The organism is Acidovorax sp. Leaf78 (assembly GCF_001422735.1).
Taxonomy (GTDB): domain Bacteria; phylum Pseudomonadota; class Gammaproteobacteria; order Burkholderiales; family Burkholderiaceae_C; genus Acidovorax.
Map to the genome: position 1 here is coordinate 529,243 of NZ_LMLZ01000001.1, position 15,939 is coordinate 545,181.

The following is a 15,939-nucleotide window of genomic DNA, read 5'->3' on the forward strand; positions in this document are numbered from 1 at the left end:
AAGGCAGGCGCTCACGGGGAGTGCCGTTTCTCGGTGCCCATCACCCTACCCAGCGTCACAAAAAAATTTTCCGCTTTGTGCTGGATGACTTTTGCTATGAATTAAATAGCTTGTTGCGCTGGATGGACGAGCGGTAGCACAGGTTTTCATTCAGAAAGGTGCCTCAAGGCCTGCCTGGCCTGGGCAGCACCCAGCGTTCTCCGTCGGCGTCAGGCGGCGTGTCCACCCGCACAGGCAGGAAGCTGGGCAGCAGGGTCAGCAAAGCATCGGCATTGGCCGTGCGGTACACGCCGGAAACCTCCAGCTGCGCCAGCGAAGCATCTCCCAGCCGCACCGGGCGGCCGCTGTAGCGGGCGATCTCGGCCAGCACCTCGGGCAGGGGCGTGTGGTCAAACACCAGGTGCCCATGCCGCCACGCGGTGGCGTCCGTGGCGTTGACCGGCGCTGTGCTGCCCAGTGTGCCTGCCTGCACGTGGATTTGATCATTGGCTTGGAGCGTGGCATCCGCATGGTTGCCAGCCACAGCCACGCGCCCGCGCAGCACCGTGACCATGACGTCGTCGCCGCGCCGGCGCACGTCAAACGCCGTGCCCAGCACACGCACCTGGGTGCTGCCCGCATCCACCAAAAAAGGACGCCACCGCGAGGCCTGCACATCAAACAGCGCCCGACCCTCTTGCAGGACCAACCGGCGTGAGCGCAGGTGGCGCGACACCGTCAGCCGTGTGGAGGTGTCCAGCTCGACCACGCTGCCATCGGCCAGTTCCACAGAGGCGCGCCGGTCGGGCCCGGTGGCGATGTGCTCGGTGCGCCAGGCCGGGTCTTGCCACGCCAGCAGCGCGGCCGCGGCCGCCGGCAGCGCGACTGCCAGCAGGCGCGCAGGACGCCGCCGCTGGCCAGCAGTGGCGCCGTCGCGCGTGGCGTGGGGCAGTGGGGACAGCGCCTGCGGAGGCAGCGGAAAGCGCTCCTGCAACGCGGCGCGGTGCCGGGCCAGCGCTGCGTCAGCATCCGGCGATGCCGCCTCTGATGGGGCCGAGGAGGGTGCGGTGGGGCCTGTGGGCGCGATGGGCTGGCTCCTGCGGTGTGCGGTCATGGACGGGCCTCGCGCACTGCATTGGCACCGCAGGTGGCGATGCTGGCCGCCGGCGAACAGCTGCGTGCCAGCCGGGCCCGGGCCAGGTGGGTCCGGCAGGCCGCCATGCCTGCATGCAGGTGCTTTTCCACAGCCTTGCGAGAGATGCCCAGGCGCAGGGCGACTTCGGCGTGCGGCATCTCGTGGATCTTGTGCATCACGAATACCGTCTGGCAGCGCGGGGGCAGAGCCGCAATGGCGTCTTCCAGCCACCGCAGTTCGCGCTCGGCGTCCAGCTGCCGGCCCACATCGGGTGTGTCACACGCGTGGTCCGGCACATCGCCGGTGCTGTCGATGCGCGCGCGGTACGCGTCTTCGGCCCTGCACCGGTCCACCGCCATGTCGTGCGAGATGCGCCTCAGCAGTGCCAGCGGTACGCGCACCGGGCTGGTCGGTGGCTTTTCGAGGATGTGCACGCACACGTCGTGCACCACCTCGCGCGCAAAGCCTGCATCACCAAAGCGCCGCCGGACATGGGCGATCAACTCGTCGTAGTGGTGCGCCAGGGCACCCAGCAGGGTCAGGGGCGGCTCGCGCAGCACGGGCAAGGCAGTCGGAGTGGTGAGTGATGCGAATTATACGAATGAGAATTGTTATCTTTTGATGCGCGGCGTTTGTCTGGTCACTCGCAGCCTGCAGTCGCGACGGCTCCTACAACCCCTTTTGCAACCCCGCAATCTCCCGCTGCAGCGTCTGCACCACCATCCCCTCCCGCGGCTGCATCCGCGCCGTCATCGCACTCACGCTGATCGCACCGATCACGACACCGCCACGGTCGTGGATCGGCACCCCAATGCTCGTCACGCCCGCCACCGCATAGTTGGTGATGCTGGCGTAACCCTGCGCGCGCGCGGTCTGAATCAGCCCTAGCAGGGTCTCCCGCGTCAAGCCGCCGTAGGCATGCAGGTGCGGCTCGATGCGGTCCAGCACGTCCGGCAGCTCGTCCGGCGGCATGAAGCTCAGCAGCGCCAGCCCGCCGCCGCCGATGCCCAGCGGGCGGCGCTTGCCCACTTCCACGGTGAGCACCTGGATCGGAAAGCTGCCCGACTGCCGGTCCAGGCAGAACGAATCGGCCCCGCTGCGCACCACCAGAAAGGCCGTGTCTCCCGTCTCGGCGCTGATGCGCGCGAGGTACGGCGCGCACTGGTCGCGCAGGTGGAAGTGGGTGGAGGCGACCAGCCCCAGCTCATACGCGAAGTGGCCCAGGCGGTAGCGGCGCTGGGCGTCCTGCATCACCAGGCCGCCTTCGACCAGTTGCTTGAGCAGGCGGTGCACGGTGGGTTGCGCCAGGCCGCTGGCGGCCACCAGCGCGGACAGGCGCGCGCCGGACTTGTGTTCGGCAGAAATCAGGCGCAGCAGCTCGATGGCGCGGTCCAGGCTTTGTACGGTGGTCATGGCAGCATCAAATTCACGGTTAATCCGTATGGCGGACTTTAAGCCTTTGCTTGCAACGCATTGGTTGCAATAATTTGCATTGATTTTGCTACCGATTGTGCTGGTGGCAAGCATAAAAAAGTCCGTATCCCGGAATATCTGCATGTACCCCATCGACTTCTTTCACCGGGCCGCCCGGATGTATCCCCAGCGCACGGCGCTGATCGGCGGCGGCCAGGCCCTGACTTACACCGAGCTGGCGGCACGTGTGAACGCGGCAGCCTGCACGCTGCAGCAGTTGGATGCAACGCCCGGCTCGCGCGTTGGCATCTGCGCCGGCAATACGGTGGAGCACATCGTCGCGCTGCTGGCCGTGCTGGCGGCGGGCAAGGTGTGGGTGCCCCTCAACTGGCGCAACCCGGCGGCAGAGCTCAACCGCATCATTGCCTTTACCGACCCAAGCATCGTGCTGGCAGAACCCACCCATCTGGGCTCGCTGGACCTGGCGGGCGTGAAGGCCGTGCTGGCGTTGGGTCAAGGCAGCGAAAGCGGCGAAATTGGCGAGTGCGGCGACATCTATTCGACCCTGGACGTGGCCGCTGCCGCGCACACCGGTCAGCAGCCCCGGCCCCATGGCCGCTCGCGCGACGAGGCGCAGGCCATCAAGTTCACCGGAGGCTCCACGGGCGTGCCGAAGGGCGTGATGCAGCCCTACCGCGCGTGGGTGACCACGCTGGTCAACCAGATCCACGCGTTTGGCTTCGATGCGGACGACCGCTACCTCATCTCGGCGCCAGTCACGCACGGCACCTCTACCTACCTGCTGCCCATCCTTGCGCAGGGTGGCTGCCATGTGCTGCCGGGCAGCAACAAGCCGGCCGAGTTGCTGCGCAGCTTTCGTGAAGACGGCATCACCACCACCTTCATGCCGCCCACGCTGCTGTACATGCTGGTGGCCGAGGCGCATGGCGAGCGCCTTCAGCTGCCGCGCCTCAAGCACCTGATCTACGGCGGCGCGCCCATGCCGCCTGAAAAGATCCGTGTGGTGCGCGAGTGCTTCGGCCCCGTGCTGGAGACCACCTACGGCCAGACCGAGGCGCCGCAGGTGGTCAGCGTGATGCGGGCTGAAGACTTTGCGGACGAGGCCAACTGGCGCTCCGTGGGCCGTCAGGGCCTGCTGACCGACATGGCCATCATGAGCCCCGAGGGAGCGTTGCTGCCCACGGGCGAGGCGGGCGAGATCGTGGTGCGCGGCGACCTCATCATGAACGGCTACTGGAAGGCACCCGACAAGACGGCCGAGACCATCATCGACGGCTGGCTGCACACCGGCGACCGGGGCTATGTGGACGAGCGCGGCTACCTGTTCCTCAAGGACCGGCTGCGCGAGGTGGTCATCACCGGCGGCTTCAACGTCTACCCCATCGATGTGGAGAGCGTGCTCGACCAGCACCCGGCGGTGCACGAGTCCGCCGTGTTCGGCATCGAGGACGACAAGTGGGGCGAGGCCGTGCACGCGGCGGTGCAGCTCAAGCCCGGCGCGCAGGTCAGCGCGCAGGAGATCATCGCGTTTGCCAAGGAGCACCTGGGGTCCGTCAAGACGCCCAAGGCTGTGCACTTCTACGCCGACCTGCCGCGCAGCGTGGCGGGCAAGGTGCACAAGGTGACGCTCAAGGCCGACATCACGCGCCTGCTGCGCCAGGCCAGCCAGGAGAGGGTCGCATGAGCCAAAGCAGCAACAAACCCACCGACCGCCCGTACACCGAGCTGTGCACGCATTCGCAGACGTCGATCCACTACCGGGGCGACAACCTGGCCGACGATGTGCTGGGGCAGCGCGGCTTCACCGATGTGCTGTTCTCGCAGATCTTGAACCGGCGGGCTGATGCCGACGACCTGCGCGTGCTGGACGCAGCGCTCATCGCCATCATGGAGCACGGCCTCACGCCCAGCGCCATCGCCACCCGCATGGTCTACATGAGCTCGCCCGAGAACATCCAGAGCGGCGTGGCCGCAGGCCTCCTGGCCGTGGGCAGCCAGTTCGTGGGCACGGTGGAAAATTCGGCCATCCTGCTGCGCCAGCTCATCGATGCGCCCGAAGGCGTGGAGGCCGCCGCACGCGCCGCGGTGCAGCGCTACCGCACCGAGCGCAAGCCCATCCCCGGCTTCGGCCAGCACATGCACAAGCCCGACGACCCGCGCGCCGCCAGGCTGCTGGCCATCGGCCGCGAGCACCCGCGCTTCGAGGGGCGCTACCTGCACGCCATCGAGGTGCTCTCGCGCGAGGTGGATGCTGCCTTCGGCAAGCACATCACCATCAACGCCACGGGCGCGGTGGGCACGCTGCTGGGCGAGTTGGGCGTGCCCCCGGCGTTGATGCGCGGCTTTGCCGTCATCTCGCGTGCGGCGGGGCTGGTGGCGCACATCGCTGAAGAGCAGCGCGTGCCGTCCGCCCGCTTCGTGTGGGACCTGGTGGACCAGGAGGTGCCGTACCGCGGCACGGGCGAAGGCCACAACAAGGACCGGAGCGGCGAATGAGCGGCGGCACCCTGGCCCACGACGTACTGGTCTGCGACTCGGTCACCCGCATGGGGCCCGGCGTGCGCGGCCACGTGGCGGTGGCCGCATCGCACGGCGGCGTGTTTGCGGTGCACCTGGCCCTGACCGAGGGGGTGGCAGGCCTGGTGGTGTGCGACGCCGGCGTGGGCCTGGAGCGCGCAGGCATCGCGGGGCTGCACTACGCGGACAGCCTGGGCGTGCCCTGCGCGGCCATCCACCACCGGTCGGCCCGCATCGGCGACGGGGCCGACTGCGCGGCGCGCGGGTTGATCTCGTTCGCCAATACACGGGCGGTGGAGCTGGGCGTGCGCGTGGGCATGCCCGCCATGGAGGCCGCGCGTTGCATGGCGGCGGCACAGCTCGGCGCCGTCGACCCCGGTCCATCGCCCGGCGAGTCGCGCAAGGTGCTGCCGGGCACGCACGGGCACCGCGCCGTGGTGCTCATCGACTCGGCCTCGCTCGTGGACGAAGAAGACGCGGAGTCGGTGGTGATCACCGCATCGCACGGCGGACTGCTGGGCGGGCGGTTCGAGACCGCCATCAAGCTGCCGGTGTTCGCTGCGCTCTACAACGACGCGGGCATCGGCTGCGATGGGGCCGGCGTCTCGCGCCTGCCGGCGCTCGATGCTCGGTCCATACCCGCTGCCACGGTGGCTGCCAGCAGTGCCCGCATTGGCGACGCGCGGTCCGCATGGGAGACGGGGGTGATCAGCCGCGTGAACCAGGCGGCCTACGCCCTGGGGGCGCGCGAAGGGCAAGGCGCACGCGACTGGGCCGAACTCATGGCGGCCGTGCACTGAGCCTGAAGACCCGGCACCCACCCACAAAGAAAGAGACATTCATCCATGGCGACCACAGCACATGCAAGCAGCCCGGCAGCGTCGGCCGCGTACTTTCCGCCGCTCGATGCGCTGCCGGGCCGGGGCCGTGTGGCCGGCAAAGTCGCGCTGGTGTTCGGTGGCGGTTCGTCCGGCCCCGGCTGGGGCAACGGCAAGGCCGCAGCCATGGTGTATGCCCGTGAAGGGGCGCGCGTGGCGGTGGTGGACATCCGCCGCGAGGCGGCCGAGGAAACCCGTGCCCAGCTGTACGCCGAAGGCTTCGACACCGAGGCCTATGCGGCCGATGTGACCGACTCCGCCGCCGTGGCCGACGTGGTGCGGCGCGTGCATGCGCGCTATGGCGCCATCGACATCCTGCACAACAACGTGGGCATCACACGCATGGGCAGTGTGGTCGACATGGACGAGGCCACCTGGCAGCAGGTGATCGACACCAACCTCACGGGCGTGTTCCTCACCTGCAAGCACGTGGTGCCGGTGATGCTGGCGCGGGGGCGTGGCGCCATCGTCAACATATCGTCGCTGGCCTCACAGCAGATCAACAGCTACCCGTACACACCTTACTACGCGGCCAAAGCGGGGCTCAACCACCTGACGCGTGCGCTGGCCGTGCAGTACGCGGCGCAGGGCATCCGCGCCAATGCGGTGCTGCCGGGCGTGATCGACACGCCGCTCATCCACCAGCAGATCGCCGGGCAGTTCGCCAGCACCGAAGACATGCTGCGCACCCGCAACGCCGCCAGCCCGATGGGCCGCATGGGCCAGGCCTGGGACGTGGCCTACACGGCGCTGTTTCTGGCGAGCGACGAGGCACGCTACGTGACGGGCGTGTGCATTCCGGTGGATGGTGGCAAGGCCTGCACGGGCAAGTAGAGGCCGCCCAGGTTTCAGTTTCAGGTTCCAGGATTCATTGATCCTTTTATTCCAACAATCGCAGGAGACAACACCTATGAACACGCAACGAATGAACCGCCGCACGGCCGCAGGCGTCGCACTGGCACTGCTAGGGGTCGCAGCCGTGCTGCCCGCCGCCGCGCAGGGCGCCTTCCCCGACAAGCCGATCAAGCTGGTGGTGCCCTTCCCACCGGGCGGCACGTCGGACATCAGCGGCCGGGTGCTGGCCGATGCGCTGTCCAAGGAGCTGGGCCAGCCGGTGATCGTGGAGAACAAGGCCGGTGCGGGCGGCTCGGTGGGTGCGCGCTTCGTGGCCGAGGCCAAGGCCGACGGGTACACGCTGCTGCTGGGCACCACCAGCACCAACGGCACGAATTCGGCGGTGTACAAGAACCTGAGCTTCGATGCGCTCAAGAGCTTCACGCCCATTACGCGCATCCTGTCGGTGCCGGGGGTGCTGGCCATCAACAAGAGCTTTCCGGCCAAGAACTATGCGGAGTTCGCCAAGCTGGTGGGGCAGTCGCCGGGCAAGTTTTCGTACGCATCGTCGGGCAATGGCGGCGCCACCCACATGGCCATGGAGTACTACAAGTCGCTCAGCGGCCTGCGCGTGGTGCATGTGCCATACCGCGGCACGGGCCCGGCGCTGAACGACGTGATCGGCGGCCAGGTCGAGATGATCTACGACACCCTGGCGTCCTCGATGCCGCACATCAAGTCGGGCAACCTGGTGCCCATGGCCCTGGCCACGCCCCAGCGCCTGAAGGAGCTGCCCGACGTGCCCACGTTTGCCGAGCTGGGCCTCAAGAGCGCCAACGAAGGCTTCTGGAACGGCGTGCTGGCCCCCGCCGGATTGCCGGCCGATGTGCTGGAGAAGCTGCATGGCGGCATCGTGCGTGCGCTGCGCACGCAGGCCGTCCAGGACAAGTTCGCCGCGGCCGGTGCGATCACGGTCGAGGACACGCCCGCAGCCTTCACCAAGATCATTGCCGACGACATCGTGAAGTGGAAGAAGGTGGCCGAGACCAGCCACATCACGGCCGACTGAACTGCTCACGCTTTGACGGACCGGCTCGCTGGCGGTGTGGCGCGCCGAGCCCTCGCGCCCCTGCATGGCCGCACTGCCCATTGGCGTCGGGCGGCGCGCCAGGGGCCCGCTATAACCCTTGCATGACTCTTTCCTGGATTGCCTGGGCGTGGATACCGCTGACGCTGTGGGCCGCATTGGCACAGACCGCACGCAACGCCGCCCAGCGCTCGCTCACCGCCGAGCTGGGCACGCTGGCTGCCACGCTGGTGCGCTTTCTGTACGGCCTGCCGCTGGCCACGGCCTGGGTGGCGGGGCTGACCTTCTGGGGCGCGGGCGGCATTCCACAGTTCAACGGGGTGTATGCCGCGTGGCTCGCCATGGGCGCGCTCACCCAGGTGGGGGCCACGGCGTTCCTGCTCTTGGCCATGAAGGAGCGCAACTTCGTGCTCGCCGTGGCGTATTCCAAGACCGAGGTACTGCAGGTCGCGCTGTTCTCGGCCGTGCTGCTGCACGAGCTGCCCGGGCCGCTCGCGCTGGGCGCCATGGCTGCGGCCACTGTCGGCGTGGTGCTGCTGTCGCTGCCGCCGGGCGGTTGGCGGGCGCTGCGCGCCGGGTCTTCGGCCACGGCAGGGCAGGGCAGCGGCCGACTGGTGGTGTACGGGCTGGCTTCGGGCGCGTGCTTTGCGCTGGCGAGCGTGGGGTTTCGCGGTGCATCGCTGGCGCTGGCAGACGCCAACGCGGGCGTGGCGCCGTGGGTGGCGGGCGCCTGGGGCGTGTTCTGGGCGCAACTGCTGCAGTCGGTGGTGCTGGGCGGCTGGCTGCTGGCGCGGCAGCCCGGGGTGGCCGGCGCCATTGCGCGGGCCTGGCGCATGTCGGTGGTGGCGGGGTCGATGGGTGCGGTCGCGTCCATCGCGTGGTTCACAGCCTATGCGATGCGGCCCGCGTCCGACGTGCGCACGCTGGGCCTGGTCGAAGTGCTGTACAGCTACCTGGTGTCGCGCCGCGTGTTCCGCGAAAGCCTGACCCGCACCGAAGGCGCCGGGCTTGCGCTGGTGGTGGCCGGGCTGGTGGGCATCTGCGCGCAGTGGTAGGTAGGTAGTTAGGCTTCGCAGCCAGCGTCAAGGCAGGCGCTTCAGGGTGGCCAGGTAGGCCACCACGTCTTCCCGGTCGCGGTCATCGTCCAGGCTGTAGTCCATGCCCTGGCCGGGTATGAGGGCCTCGGGGTTGGCCAGCCAGGCTTTCAGCGTGGCCCGTGTCCACAAGACCTTGCTGTTGCGCAGTGCGGGCGAATAGTCGAAGTCCTTGAGCGCGCCAGCGCGGCGGCCCACCACGCCTCGGTGCGCGGGGCCGTCCTGGTGCGTGTCGGTGCTGTGGCAGCTGGCGCAGTGGGCGGTGTATACGGCGCGGCCGCGTTCGACCGACTGGGCCAGGGCGGGGCCGCCAGCAGCCCAGAGCAGGGCGGCGAGCAGCGCGGTGCACCCGGCGGTGCGTGTACGGGCCACTGTGTGGCCTGAAAAGGTAGGGGTCATCAGGGGTTTCTGGTGGGGCTACCCCTGCTGTACGGCCCAAAAGTCGGTCTGGATTCACGGCGTCGCAATGCCGGTCGATATTTCTGCCGCACACCACAACTGCGGCTGAATCCAAAGCGTCGGCTGTGGCGTATTCACCTACAGAAGATGCCTTTGCATCGTGAAGATCGACCAATCCCAGAGAATGGGCGCATGAGCACCCTGCACACCGACAGTGACCTGATGAACCTCCTAGACCGCATCGCCGCGCAGGACGACACTGCGCTCAAAAGCCTGTACGAGAGCACCTCGTCCCGGCTTTTTGGCCTGGCGATGCGCGTGGTGCGCAACCGCGATGCGGCCGAGGATGTGCTGCAGGAGTCCTTCCTGACCATCTGGCGGTCCGCCGGCAACTACCGCGCATCGCTCAGCCCTCCGATGGCGTGGATGGGGCTCATCGTGCGCAGCCGGGCGCTCGATGCCCTGCGCAAGCGCACCAGCGACCGGGCCGACCTGATGAACGAGCTGGACGACGCCCTGGCCGACACGCTGGAAGGCGATAGCACCAACCCCATGGACGCGACCGACGCGAGCGAGCAGGCCTTTGCGCTGCACCAGTGCCTGGGCAAGCTCGACAACAAGCAGCGCGAGGTGGTCAGCCTGGCCTACCTGCGCGACCTGAGCCACGGCGACCTCGCCGAGCAGCTCAAACTGCCTTTGGGCACCGTGAAGACCTGGATCCGGCGCGGGCTGGAGCAGTTGCGCGCCTGCATGGCGCGGTATGCCTGAGCCAGGAGGACTCGCCATGAATATCTCCCGACACCCTGAACTGCTCGACCGGCTGGCGGCCAGCTACGCACTGGGCACGCTGCGCGGCGGCGCGCGCCGCCGGTTCGAAACCCTGGCCCGTGACCAGGCCCCCGTGCGGGCCGCTGCGCTGGTGTGGCAAAGCCGGTGGTCCGGCCTGACCGAGCTGCAAGAGCTGGCCCAGCCGTCTTCGCACGTCTGGACCCGCATCCACAACCTGGTCGAGGCGGACAAGGCCGCGCAGGCCATGCAGGCCGCCCATGCAGCCCCGGCGCCAGCGCCCGCCAGCAGCTGGTGGCACAGCCTGCTTGTGTGGCGCGGCGCGGCCGCCGCAGGTGCGCTGGCCACGGTGGCGGCGGTGGCCGTCGGCGTGCAGGTGCACGGCGCGCTCAAGGCCACGTCGGGCCAGCAGATCGCCACGCTGCAGCAGCAACTGCAGGCCACCCCGCAGATCCAGTACGTGGCCGTGCTGGCGGACGACAAGGCGGCTGCATCGATGCTGGTCACCTTCGACCCCAAGAACAACCAGTTGGTGCTGCAGCGCGTGGGCGGCTTCCAGGAAGGCGCCGACAAGTCGCTGCAGCTGTGGGCACTGCCGCCCTCGGGCGGGCCGCGGTCGCTCGGAGTGCTGGGGCAGGAAAAGCTGCTCAAGCTGGTGGCGGGCGAATCCGACGTCCGGCAGGTGCCGGCGCTGGCCATCAGCCTGGAGCCCAAGGGTGGCGTGCCCAGCGCCACAGGGCCCACCGGGCCGGTGCTGTTCAAGGGCGAGCTGATCCAGCGCACGCTGTAGCGTTCGTCGCGTTAATCGCGCCCTTCGCGTTCCACGAGGGTGGGATGCGCGGGCGCCATGGCGCCTGCGGACCAGACCACTCAGCGTTTCGACCTTCCTCAGTGGCCCGCAAAAATTTCTGTCGTTTTTGAATCCAGCGTGTTCTGCGGTCCGTAAGTTGGGTGCAACATCCACTTACAAGCATTCCAACCGTTGGGAGATCACGATGAAACACAGGCTCCACTGCATCCTGCTGGCCGCGCTGGCCCTGGGCGCCGGCCTCGCGCAGGCCGACACCGGCAAGCTCTTGCTGACGGGGGGCGTCAGCACCATAGGCGGGTCGGCCGGCGGCGGGCTCACGCCCTGGGCCGTGATCGGCACCAACGCCACGGCGGGCGAGGTCGGCTACAGCGGCTACGTCATGCGGGCGGCCACGCAGGACTACAGCCTCAACGGCTACGGCGTGGCCGTCGGCCTGCATGACCGGGTGGAGCTGTCGCTGGCCCGGCAGGATTTCGATGCCTCGCCCGCGCTGGCGCTCAACGGCATCGCGCCCTTCGGCGTCACGCCCGGCCAGCACATCAAGATGGACGTGGTCGGCATCAAGGTGAAGGTGGCGGGCGACGCCATTCTGGATGCCGACAGCCTCATGCCGCAGATCGCGGTGGGCCTGGAGCACAAGCGCACGCACCCGGGCTCCATCGGGTCGGTGCTGGACTTTCTGGGCACAAGGACCAGTGGCACCGATGTGTATGTGAGCGCCACCAAACTGCTGCTCGCGCAAAGCCTGCTCGTCAACGGCACGCTGCGCTACACCAACGCGAACCAGAACGGCCTGCTGGGCTTCGGCTCGGCCGCACCGGGCAAGAACAGCCGCAGTCTGCAGCCCGAGTTCTCCATCGCCTATTTGTTGAGCAAAAACCTGGCCGTGGGCGCCGAGTACCGCTTCAAGCCCAACAACCTGCAGGCGCTGGGCGCGGCCGCCGGCCTGGGCGCCGCGCTGCGCGAGGACGACTGGAAGGACATCTTCATCGCCTGGGCGCCGACCAAGAACGTGTCGCTCACGCTTGCCTACGTGGACCTGGGGCGCATCGTGCCGGGTATCACGAACAACCGCCGCCAGACGGGCTACTACCTGTCTGCCCAAGTCGCGTTCTGATGTACCGAGTGACGCACCGGAGTACCCCATGATGAACAAACACCACCTTCTCGCCTTGGGCCTGGCCGTGATGGCCTGCATGGGCGCCCCTGCCGCCCTGGCCCAGGCTGCGCCATCGTCCACCGCGACCCCAGCCACCAACGCTGCCGCAACGTCAGCACCCGCAGGCCTGTACCTAGCGCTGGGCGAAAAGCCCGGCATCGCCCGCCTGATGGACGACTTCGTGAACCGCGTCGTGAAGGACCCGCGCATCGGCGGGCACTTCAAGGACGTGAAGCCCCAGGCGCTCAAGGAAAGCCTGACGGACCAGATCTGCCAGATCAGCGGGGGGCCTTGCAAATACGAAGGCGCCGACATGAAATCGGCCCATGCCGACATGGACATCAACAAGGGCCACTTCAACGCCCTGGTGGAGGTGCTGCAAAGCGCCATGGATGCCCAGGGCATACCCTTCGTCCAGCAAAACCGCCTGCTGGCCCTGCTCGCGCCCATGCACCGCGACGTGATCACCATCCGTTGAACGCCATGAAAAATACTATAGTTTTGATAGCTGCTTGCGCAGTATGGACGAGCGCCAGCGCCGGAAATGTCCAGATCCAGGTGCTGGACCGCGACGGCAAGCCGGTGCCCGACGCCGTGGTGGTGGTCTACCCGGGGGCCGCTACAGGCGCGCAGCCCAGCCTGCTGCAGGCCAGCCCCACCATCGAGCAGGAAAAGATGCGCTTCGTGCCCGCCGTGACGGTGGTGCCCGCGGGCGCCACGGTGCGCTTTACCAACCAGGACCGGTGGGACCACCACGTGCGCGGCAACCCCACCGGCGCGGCGGCGGCGGGTGCTGCTGCTCCATCTGCCAGCAGCAACTTCGAACTGCGCCTGGCCGGCAAGGCCGACGGCAAACCCGCCAACTTTGCCGACGTGAAGCTCGACGCGCCCGGCGTGGTGCTGCTGGGCTGCCACCTGCACGGCTCCATGCGCGGCCATGTGTTCGTGACCGATTCGGCCTGGACGCTCAAGACCGACAACGACGGCATCGCGCGCTTCCCGGCTGTGCCGGACGGCGGCGCCCAGGTGCGCGTGTGGCACGCCGAACAACTGGTGGACCTGCCGCGCAAGGCGCTGAACGTGGTGCCCGGCCCGGTGCTGGACACCGTGCAGCTGAGCGTGGTGCCCCGTGTGCGCCGCGCGCCGGCCGCCACGCCGTCCAACACGCCGGGCGGACCGGCGGGGTCGTACAGCCTGGCGCCTGCGCATGGCGGGCATGTGCATTCAGGGAGCTAACCTGTCCTGGCAGGGCAGGGCGTTCATGCTCGCCTTCGCCTTACCCCTGCCGCGCCTGCACCGCATTGCACCACCCACACCGTTCACGCTGACCTGATCGAAGCGCAGCGCAGGGCTTCGACCAGCTCAGCCCAACGGTGTGTGGTCCGAGCGAATGGTGACCCGAAAGATTGATTGCCCTAGCGGGTGGTTACCTGAAACGACAGTTGCCCGAGAGGCTGGTCGGGTGAAAGCATCGTTTTCGGAGCGGCGGGCGGGGCGGGCAGTTCAGCCTGCGCCGCTCACTCCTTGCGCGCCTCACCCCGGCAGCCTGAGCCCCATCGGTGTCGACGGCACGGTGTTGGCGCTGCTCTTGTCACCGCCCAGCGCCGGGGCACTCACGCTGCCCTGTTTAACGCTGCCGGCCGGTGCATTGAGGTACAGGTACAGCGCCTGTGCATCCGTGTCGCTCAACTGTCCCAGCGATTCGAACGGCATCACCTGGATGGGCGTGCCGTCGGGCCGCTTGCCGGTGCGCAGCATCGCCACGAAGCTGGCGGCACTGGGGTAGCGCGCCATGGCGCTGTCGGCGTGCTGGGCGCCGGGGCGGATGTCCGCGGCCGCAGGCCAGTCGGGCGGGCCGCCCGGGATCTTGCCGCCTTCCAGCGTGGCGCCGTGGCAGCCGATGCACATGTTGGCCACATATTGGCCGTTGGCCAGCGTCACGCCGGCCGGCACGGGGCGTGATGGCGCCAACTGGTGGTCGATGCGCGCAGCGGCGTCGGGGATCACGCCCAGGCCGTACAGCACCCAGGCGGGGCGGGGCAGGTCCACCACGGCCTGGGCCGTGACTTCCTGGGGCGGCAGCTGGCGCACGTATGAGACCAGCGCGTTCAAGTCGTCGTTGGTGAAGCGGTTGTAGTCTTCGCTGGGCATCACCATCACCGGGCGGCCGTTGGGTTTGACGCCGTGGCGGATCACGCTGTTCCAATCCTCGGGCTGGTAGCGGCCCACCACGCCCGCCGATGTGATGTTGGGTCCGACGATGCGCGTGCCCTTGCCGTCGTTCACGAACTCGCGGCCCGCTCCTTGCGCGCCATGGCAGTCGGTGCAGCCGCGCGATGCATACAGGTAGCGGCCGCGTTCGATGGTCTGCGCATCGGTGGTGTACGCCACGGGGCGGGGCTTGATGTCGATGTAGCGGTTGCGCCGCTGCTCTGCCAGGTACAGGCCGGTGGCTGCGGTGGCGGCAACGATCACGCCCAGCAGCAGTGCGCTGCCTGCAGTCCATTGAATCCAGCGTTTCATGGTGGGGCCCCTCTCCTTTGACTTCGACTTCGAATGAATTCCGTGTTCAGGCGGCGGATTCTGAAGTCGAAGAAGCGTTTTGGGGCACTCAGCTTTCGCAGGGTATGGCGGGGCCGGTGACATTTGTCACAAACAGCCCGGCCGCGTGGAGCGGCGCCCCAGCCGCTCCAGCGCCCAGCGCTCAACGCTCAACGCTCAACGCTCAACGCTCAACGCTCAACGCTCGATGGTCTTGTTCCAGCGCGTGTTCCAGGCGGGGCGGTTCGCGTTCACGCTGTCCCAGTCCAGCGTCACGGCGTTCTTCATCCATTGGCTGATCTGCGCGACCTGTGCCGCGCCCTCGCCCACGGCCGGTGCCTTGGGGTTGGTGGGGATCTGCGCGCCGAACTGCAGCACGTTGGCCTGCGCCAGCGGGCTCAGCAGAAACTCGGCCAGCTTTTGCGCCAGCTCGGGCTCGCTGTTCTTGGCGATCACGCACTGGCCGGTCATGAGCACCACCGAGCCTTCCTTGGGCTGCGCGTACTCCACCGGGATGCCCTTGGCCTTGAGCGCTGCCACCGCGGTGGGCGTGAGCGGGAACATCGCGGCTTCACCTGTTTGCACCATCTCGGAGATCTTGGCGGAGCTCGGGATGTACTCGAGCACGTTGGGGCCGATGGTCTTAGCCCAGTTGTTGAAGCCCGGCTCCACGTTCTTGTCATTGCCGCCCTGGATGCGGTTGAACATCAAAAAACCGTGCAGCCCGAACGACGACGACGGCATGGACTGGAACACCACCTTGCCCTTGTACTTGGGGTCCGCAAAGTCCATCCACGAGGTCGGCGCAGCCCAGCCCTTCTCGGTGAACATCTTGGTGTTGTAGGCGATGCCGGTCATGCCCAGGCTCACGCCGCTGGCCAGGTCGTCCTTGAAGCGGGCGGCCGGGTAGATGTCGTTCAGGTGCGGGTTGGGGCGCTGCTTCTCGCACAGGCCCATTCCCATCGCGCGCACCATGATGCCGTCATCGAGGAACATCACGTGCATCTGCGGCCGGTCCTTGTTGGCCTGCGCCTTGGCCAGGATGTCCGACGACGTGCCGGGCACCACCACGACCTTCACCCCATGCAGCTTCTCGAACGCCGGGAACACGTACTGGGTGTACGCCTTCTCCATCGTTCCGCCGTTCATGCCGATGTACAGCGTCTTGGTTTGTGCGGTGGCGGTACCGGCGGCCGCCAGGGCGATGGCAGCCGCCGCAGCCAGCAGGCCACGGCGCGGGGAGACGTTCGTGCGGAAAGCGAAGTTCATGGTGATTGCCTTTCGG

17 protein-coding genes are annotated in these 15,939 nt (G+C 68.0%); 11 read left to right on the plus strand and 6 right to left on the minus strand.

Going from position 1 to position 15,939, the window contains the following annotated elements:
* Positions 1–163 precede the first annotated feature (163 nt).
* The 3 genes from ASF16_RS02300 to ASF16_RS02310 form a co-directional block, all read right to left on the minus strand.
* Complete coding sequence (locus ASF16_RS02300; RefSeq protein ID WP_056162008.1) at positions 164–1,093, minus strand: FecR family protein; 930 nt, start codon at positions 1,091–1,093, stop codon at positions 164–166.
* Positions 1,090–1,674 (minus strand): RNA polymerase sigma factor, encoded by a 585-nt coding sequence (locus tag ASF16_RS02305; RefSeq protein WP_156371895.1) that lies wholly within the window; start codon positions 1,672–1,674, stop codon positions 1,090–1,092. The genes ASF16_RS02300 and ASF16_RS02305 overlap by 4 nt, the downstream gene beginning before the upstream one ends.
* Before the next feature lie 109 nt (positions 1,675–1,783).
* Positions 1,784–2,527, minus strand: a complete 744-nt coding sequence (locus ASF16_RS02310; protein ID WP_056162010.1) for an IclR family transcriptional regulator — start codon at positions 2,525–2,527, stop codon at positions 1,784–1,786.
* Between the two features lie 142 nt (positions 2,528–2,669).
* Here ASF16_RS02310 and ASF16_RS02315 point away from each other — a divergent pair, with 142 nt between their 5' ends.
* The 6 genes from ASF16_RS02315 (at position 2,670) to ASF16_RS02340 (ending at position 8,919) form a co-directional block, all read left to right on the plus strand.
* Complete coding sequence (locus tag ASF16_RS02315) at positions 2,670–4,232, plus strand: class I adenylate-forming enzyme family protein (RefSeq protein WP_056162012.1); 1,563 nt, start codon at positions 2,670–2,672, stop codon at positions 4,230–4,232.
* Complete coding sequence (locus tag ASF16_RS02320; RefSeq protein WP_056162013.1) at positions 4,229–5,044, plus strand: citryl-CoA lyase; 816 nt, start codon at positions 4,229–4,231, stop codon at positions 5,042–5,044. Before ASF16_RS02315 ends, ASF16_RS02320 begins: the two co-directional genes overlap by 4 nt.
* Entirely contained in the window at positions 5,041–5,865 is an 825-nt protein-coding gene (locus ASF16_RS02325) for a hypothetical protein (protein WP_056162015.1), read from the plus strand. Before ASF16_RS02320 ends, ASF16_RS02325 begins: the two co-directional genes overlap by 4 nt.
* A 45-nt stretch (positions 5,866–5,910) precedes the next feature.
* The gene (locus tag ASF16_RS02330) at positions 5,911–6,777 is read left to right on the plus strand and encodes an SDR family NAD(P)-dependent oxidoreductase (RefSeq protein WP_235507227.1); all 867 of its coding nucleotides are present in this window, start codon (positions 5,911–5,913) and stop codon (positions 6,775–6,777) included.
* Positions 6,778–6,853: 76 nt separating this feature from the next.
* On the plus strand, positions 6,854–7,846 hold the full coding sequence (locus tag ASF16_RS02335; protein WP_235507228.1) for a tripartite tricarboxylate transporter substrate binding protein: 993 nt from the start codon (positions 6,854–6,856) through the stop codon (positions 7,844–7,846).
* 122 nt (positions 7,847–7,968) lie between these two features.
* On the plus strand, positions 7,969–8,919 hold the full coding sequence (locus ASF16_RS02340) for a DMT family transporter (RefSeq protein WP_056162017.1): 951 nt from the start codon (positions 7,969–7,971) through the stop codon (positions 8,917–8,919).
* A 27-nt stretch (positions 8,920–8,946) separates the two neighbouring features.
* On the opposite strand, the gene ASF16_RS02345 is transcribed toward ASF16_RS02340, so the two are convergent.
* Positions 8,947–9,330 (minus strand): cytochrome c family protein, encoded by a 384-nt coding sequence (locus ASF16_RS02345; protein WP_235507229.1) that lies wholly within the window; start codon positions 9,328–9,330, stop codon positions 8,947–8,949.
* Between the two features lie 219 nt (positions 9,331–9,549).
* Here ASF16_RS02345 and ASF16_RS02350 point away from each other — a divergent pair, with 219 nt between their 5' ends.
* From ASF16_RS02350 to ASF16_RS02370, 5 genes are all read left to right on the plus strand, one after another.
* The gene (locus tag ASF16_RS02350; RefSeq protein ID WP_056162019.1) at positions 9,550–10,125 is read left to right on the plus strand and encodes an RNA polymerase sigma factor; all 576 of its coding nucleotides are present in this window, start codon (positions 9,550–9,552) and stop codon (positions 10,123–10,125) included.
* A gap of 16 nt (positions 10,126–10,141) precedes the next feature.
* Positions 10,142–10,933 carry an anti-sigma factor domain-containing protein gene (locus ASF16_RS02355; RefSeq protein ID WP_056162022.1) on the plus strand — a complete coding sequence of 264 codons (792 nt, stop codon included), beginning with the start codon at positions 10,142–10,144 and terminating at the stop codon, positions 10,931–10,933.
* Positions 10,934–11,138: 205 nt separating this feature from the next.
* Positions 11,139–12,071: a DUF3034 family protein gene (locus ASF16_RS02360; RefSeq protein ID WP_056162023.1), complete on the plus strand. Its 933-nt coding sequence runs from the start codon at positions 11,139–11,141 to the stop codon at positions 12,069–12,071.
* Positions 12,072–12,102: 31 nt separating this feature from the next.
* Entirely contained in the window at positions 12,103–12,591 is a 489-nt protein-coding gene (locus tag ASF16_RS02365; RefSeq protein WP_369817102.1) for a group 1 truncated hemoglobin, read from the plus strand.
* A 5-nt stretch (positions 12,592–12,596) separates the two neighbouring features.
* A complete protein-coding gene (locus ASF16_RS02370; RefSeq protein ID WP_235507230.1) occupies positions 12,597–13,349 on the plus strand; it encodes a plastocyanin in 753 nt (250 codons plus the stop codon).
* 297 nt (positions 13,350–13,646) lie between these two features.
* Here the strand turns inward: ASF16_RS02370 and ASF16_RS02375 are convergent, their stop codons facing one another.
* Both ASF16_RS02375 and ASF16_RS02380 read right to left on the minus strand, forming a co-directional pair.
* Entirely contained in the window at positions 13,647–14,636 is a 990-nt protein-coding gene (locus tag ASF16_RS02375) for a c-type cytochrome (RefSeq protein ID WP_056162029.1), read from the minus strand.
* A 216-nt stretch (positions 14,637–14,852) separates the two neighbouring features.
* Entirely contained in the window at positions 14,853–15,923 is a 1,071-nt protein-coding gene (locus ASF16_RS02380; protein ID WP_056162030.1) for an ABC transporter substrate-binding protein, read from the minus strand.
* Positions 15,924–15,939 lie beyond the last annotated feature (16 nt).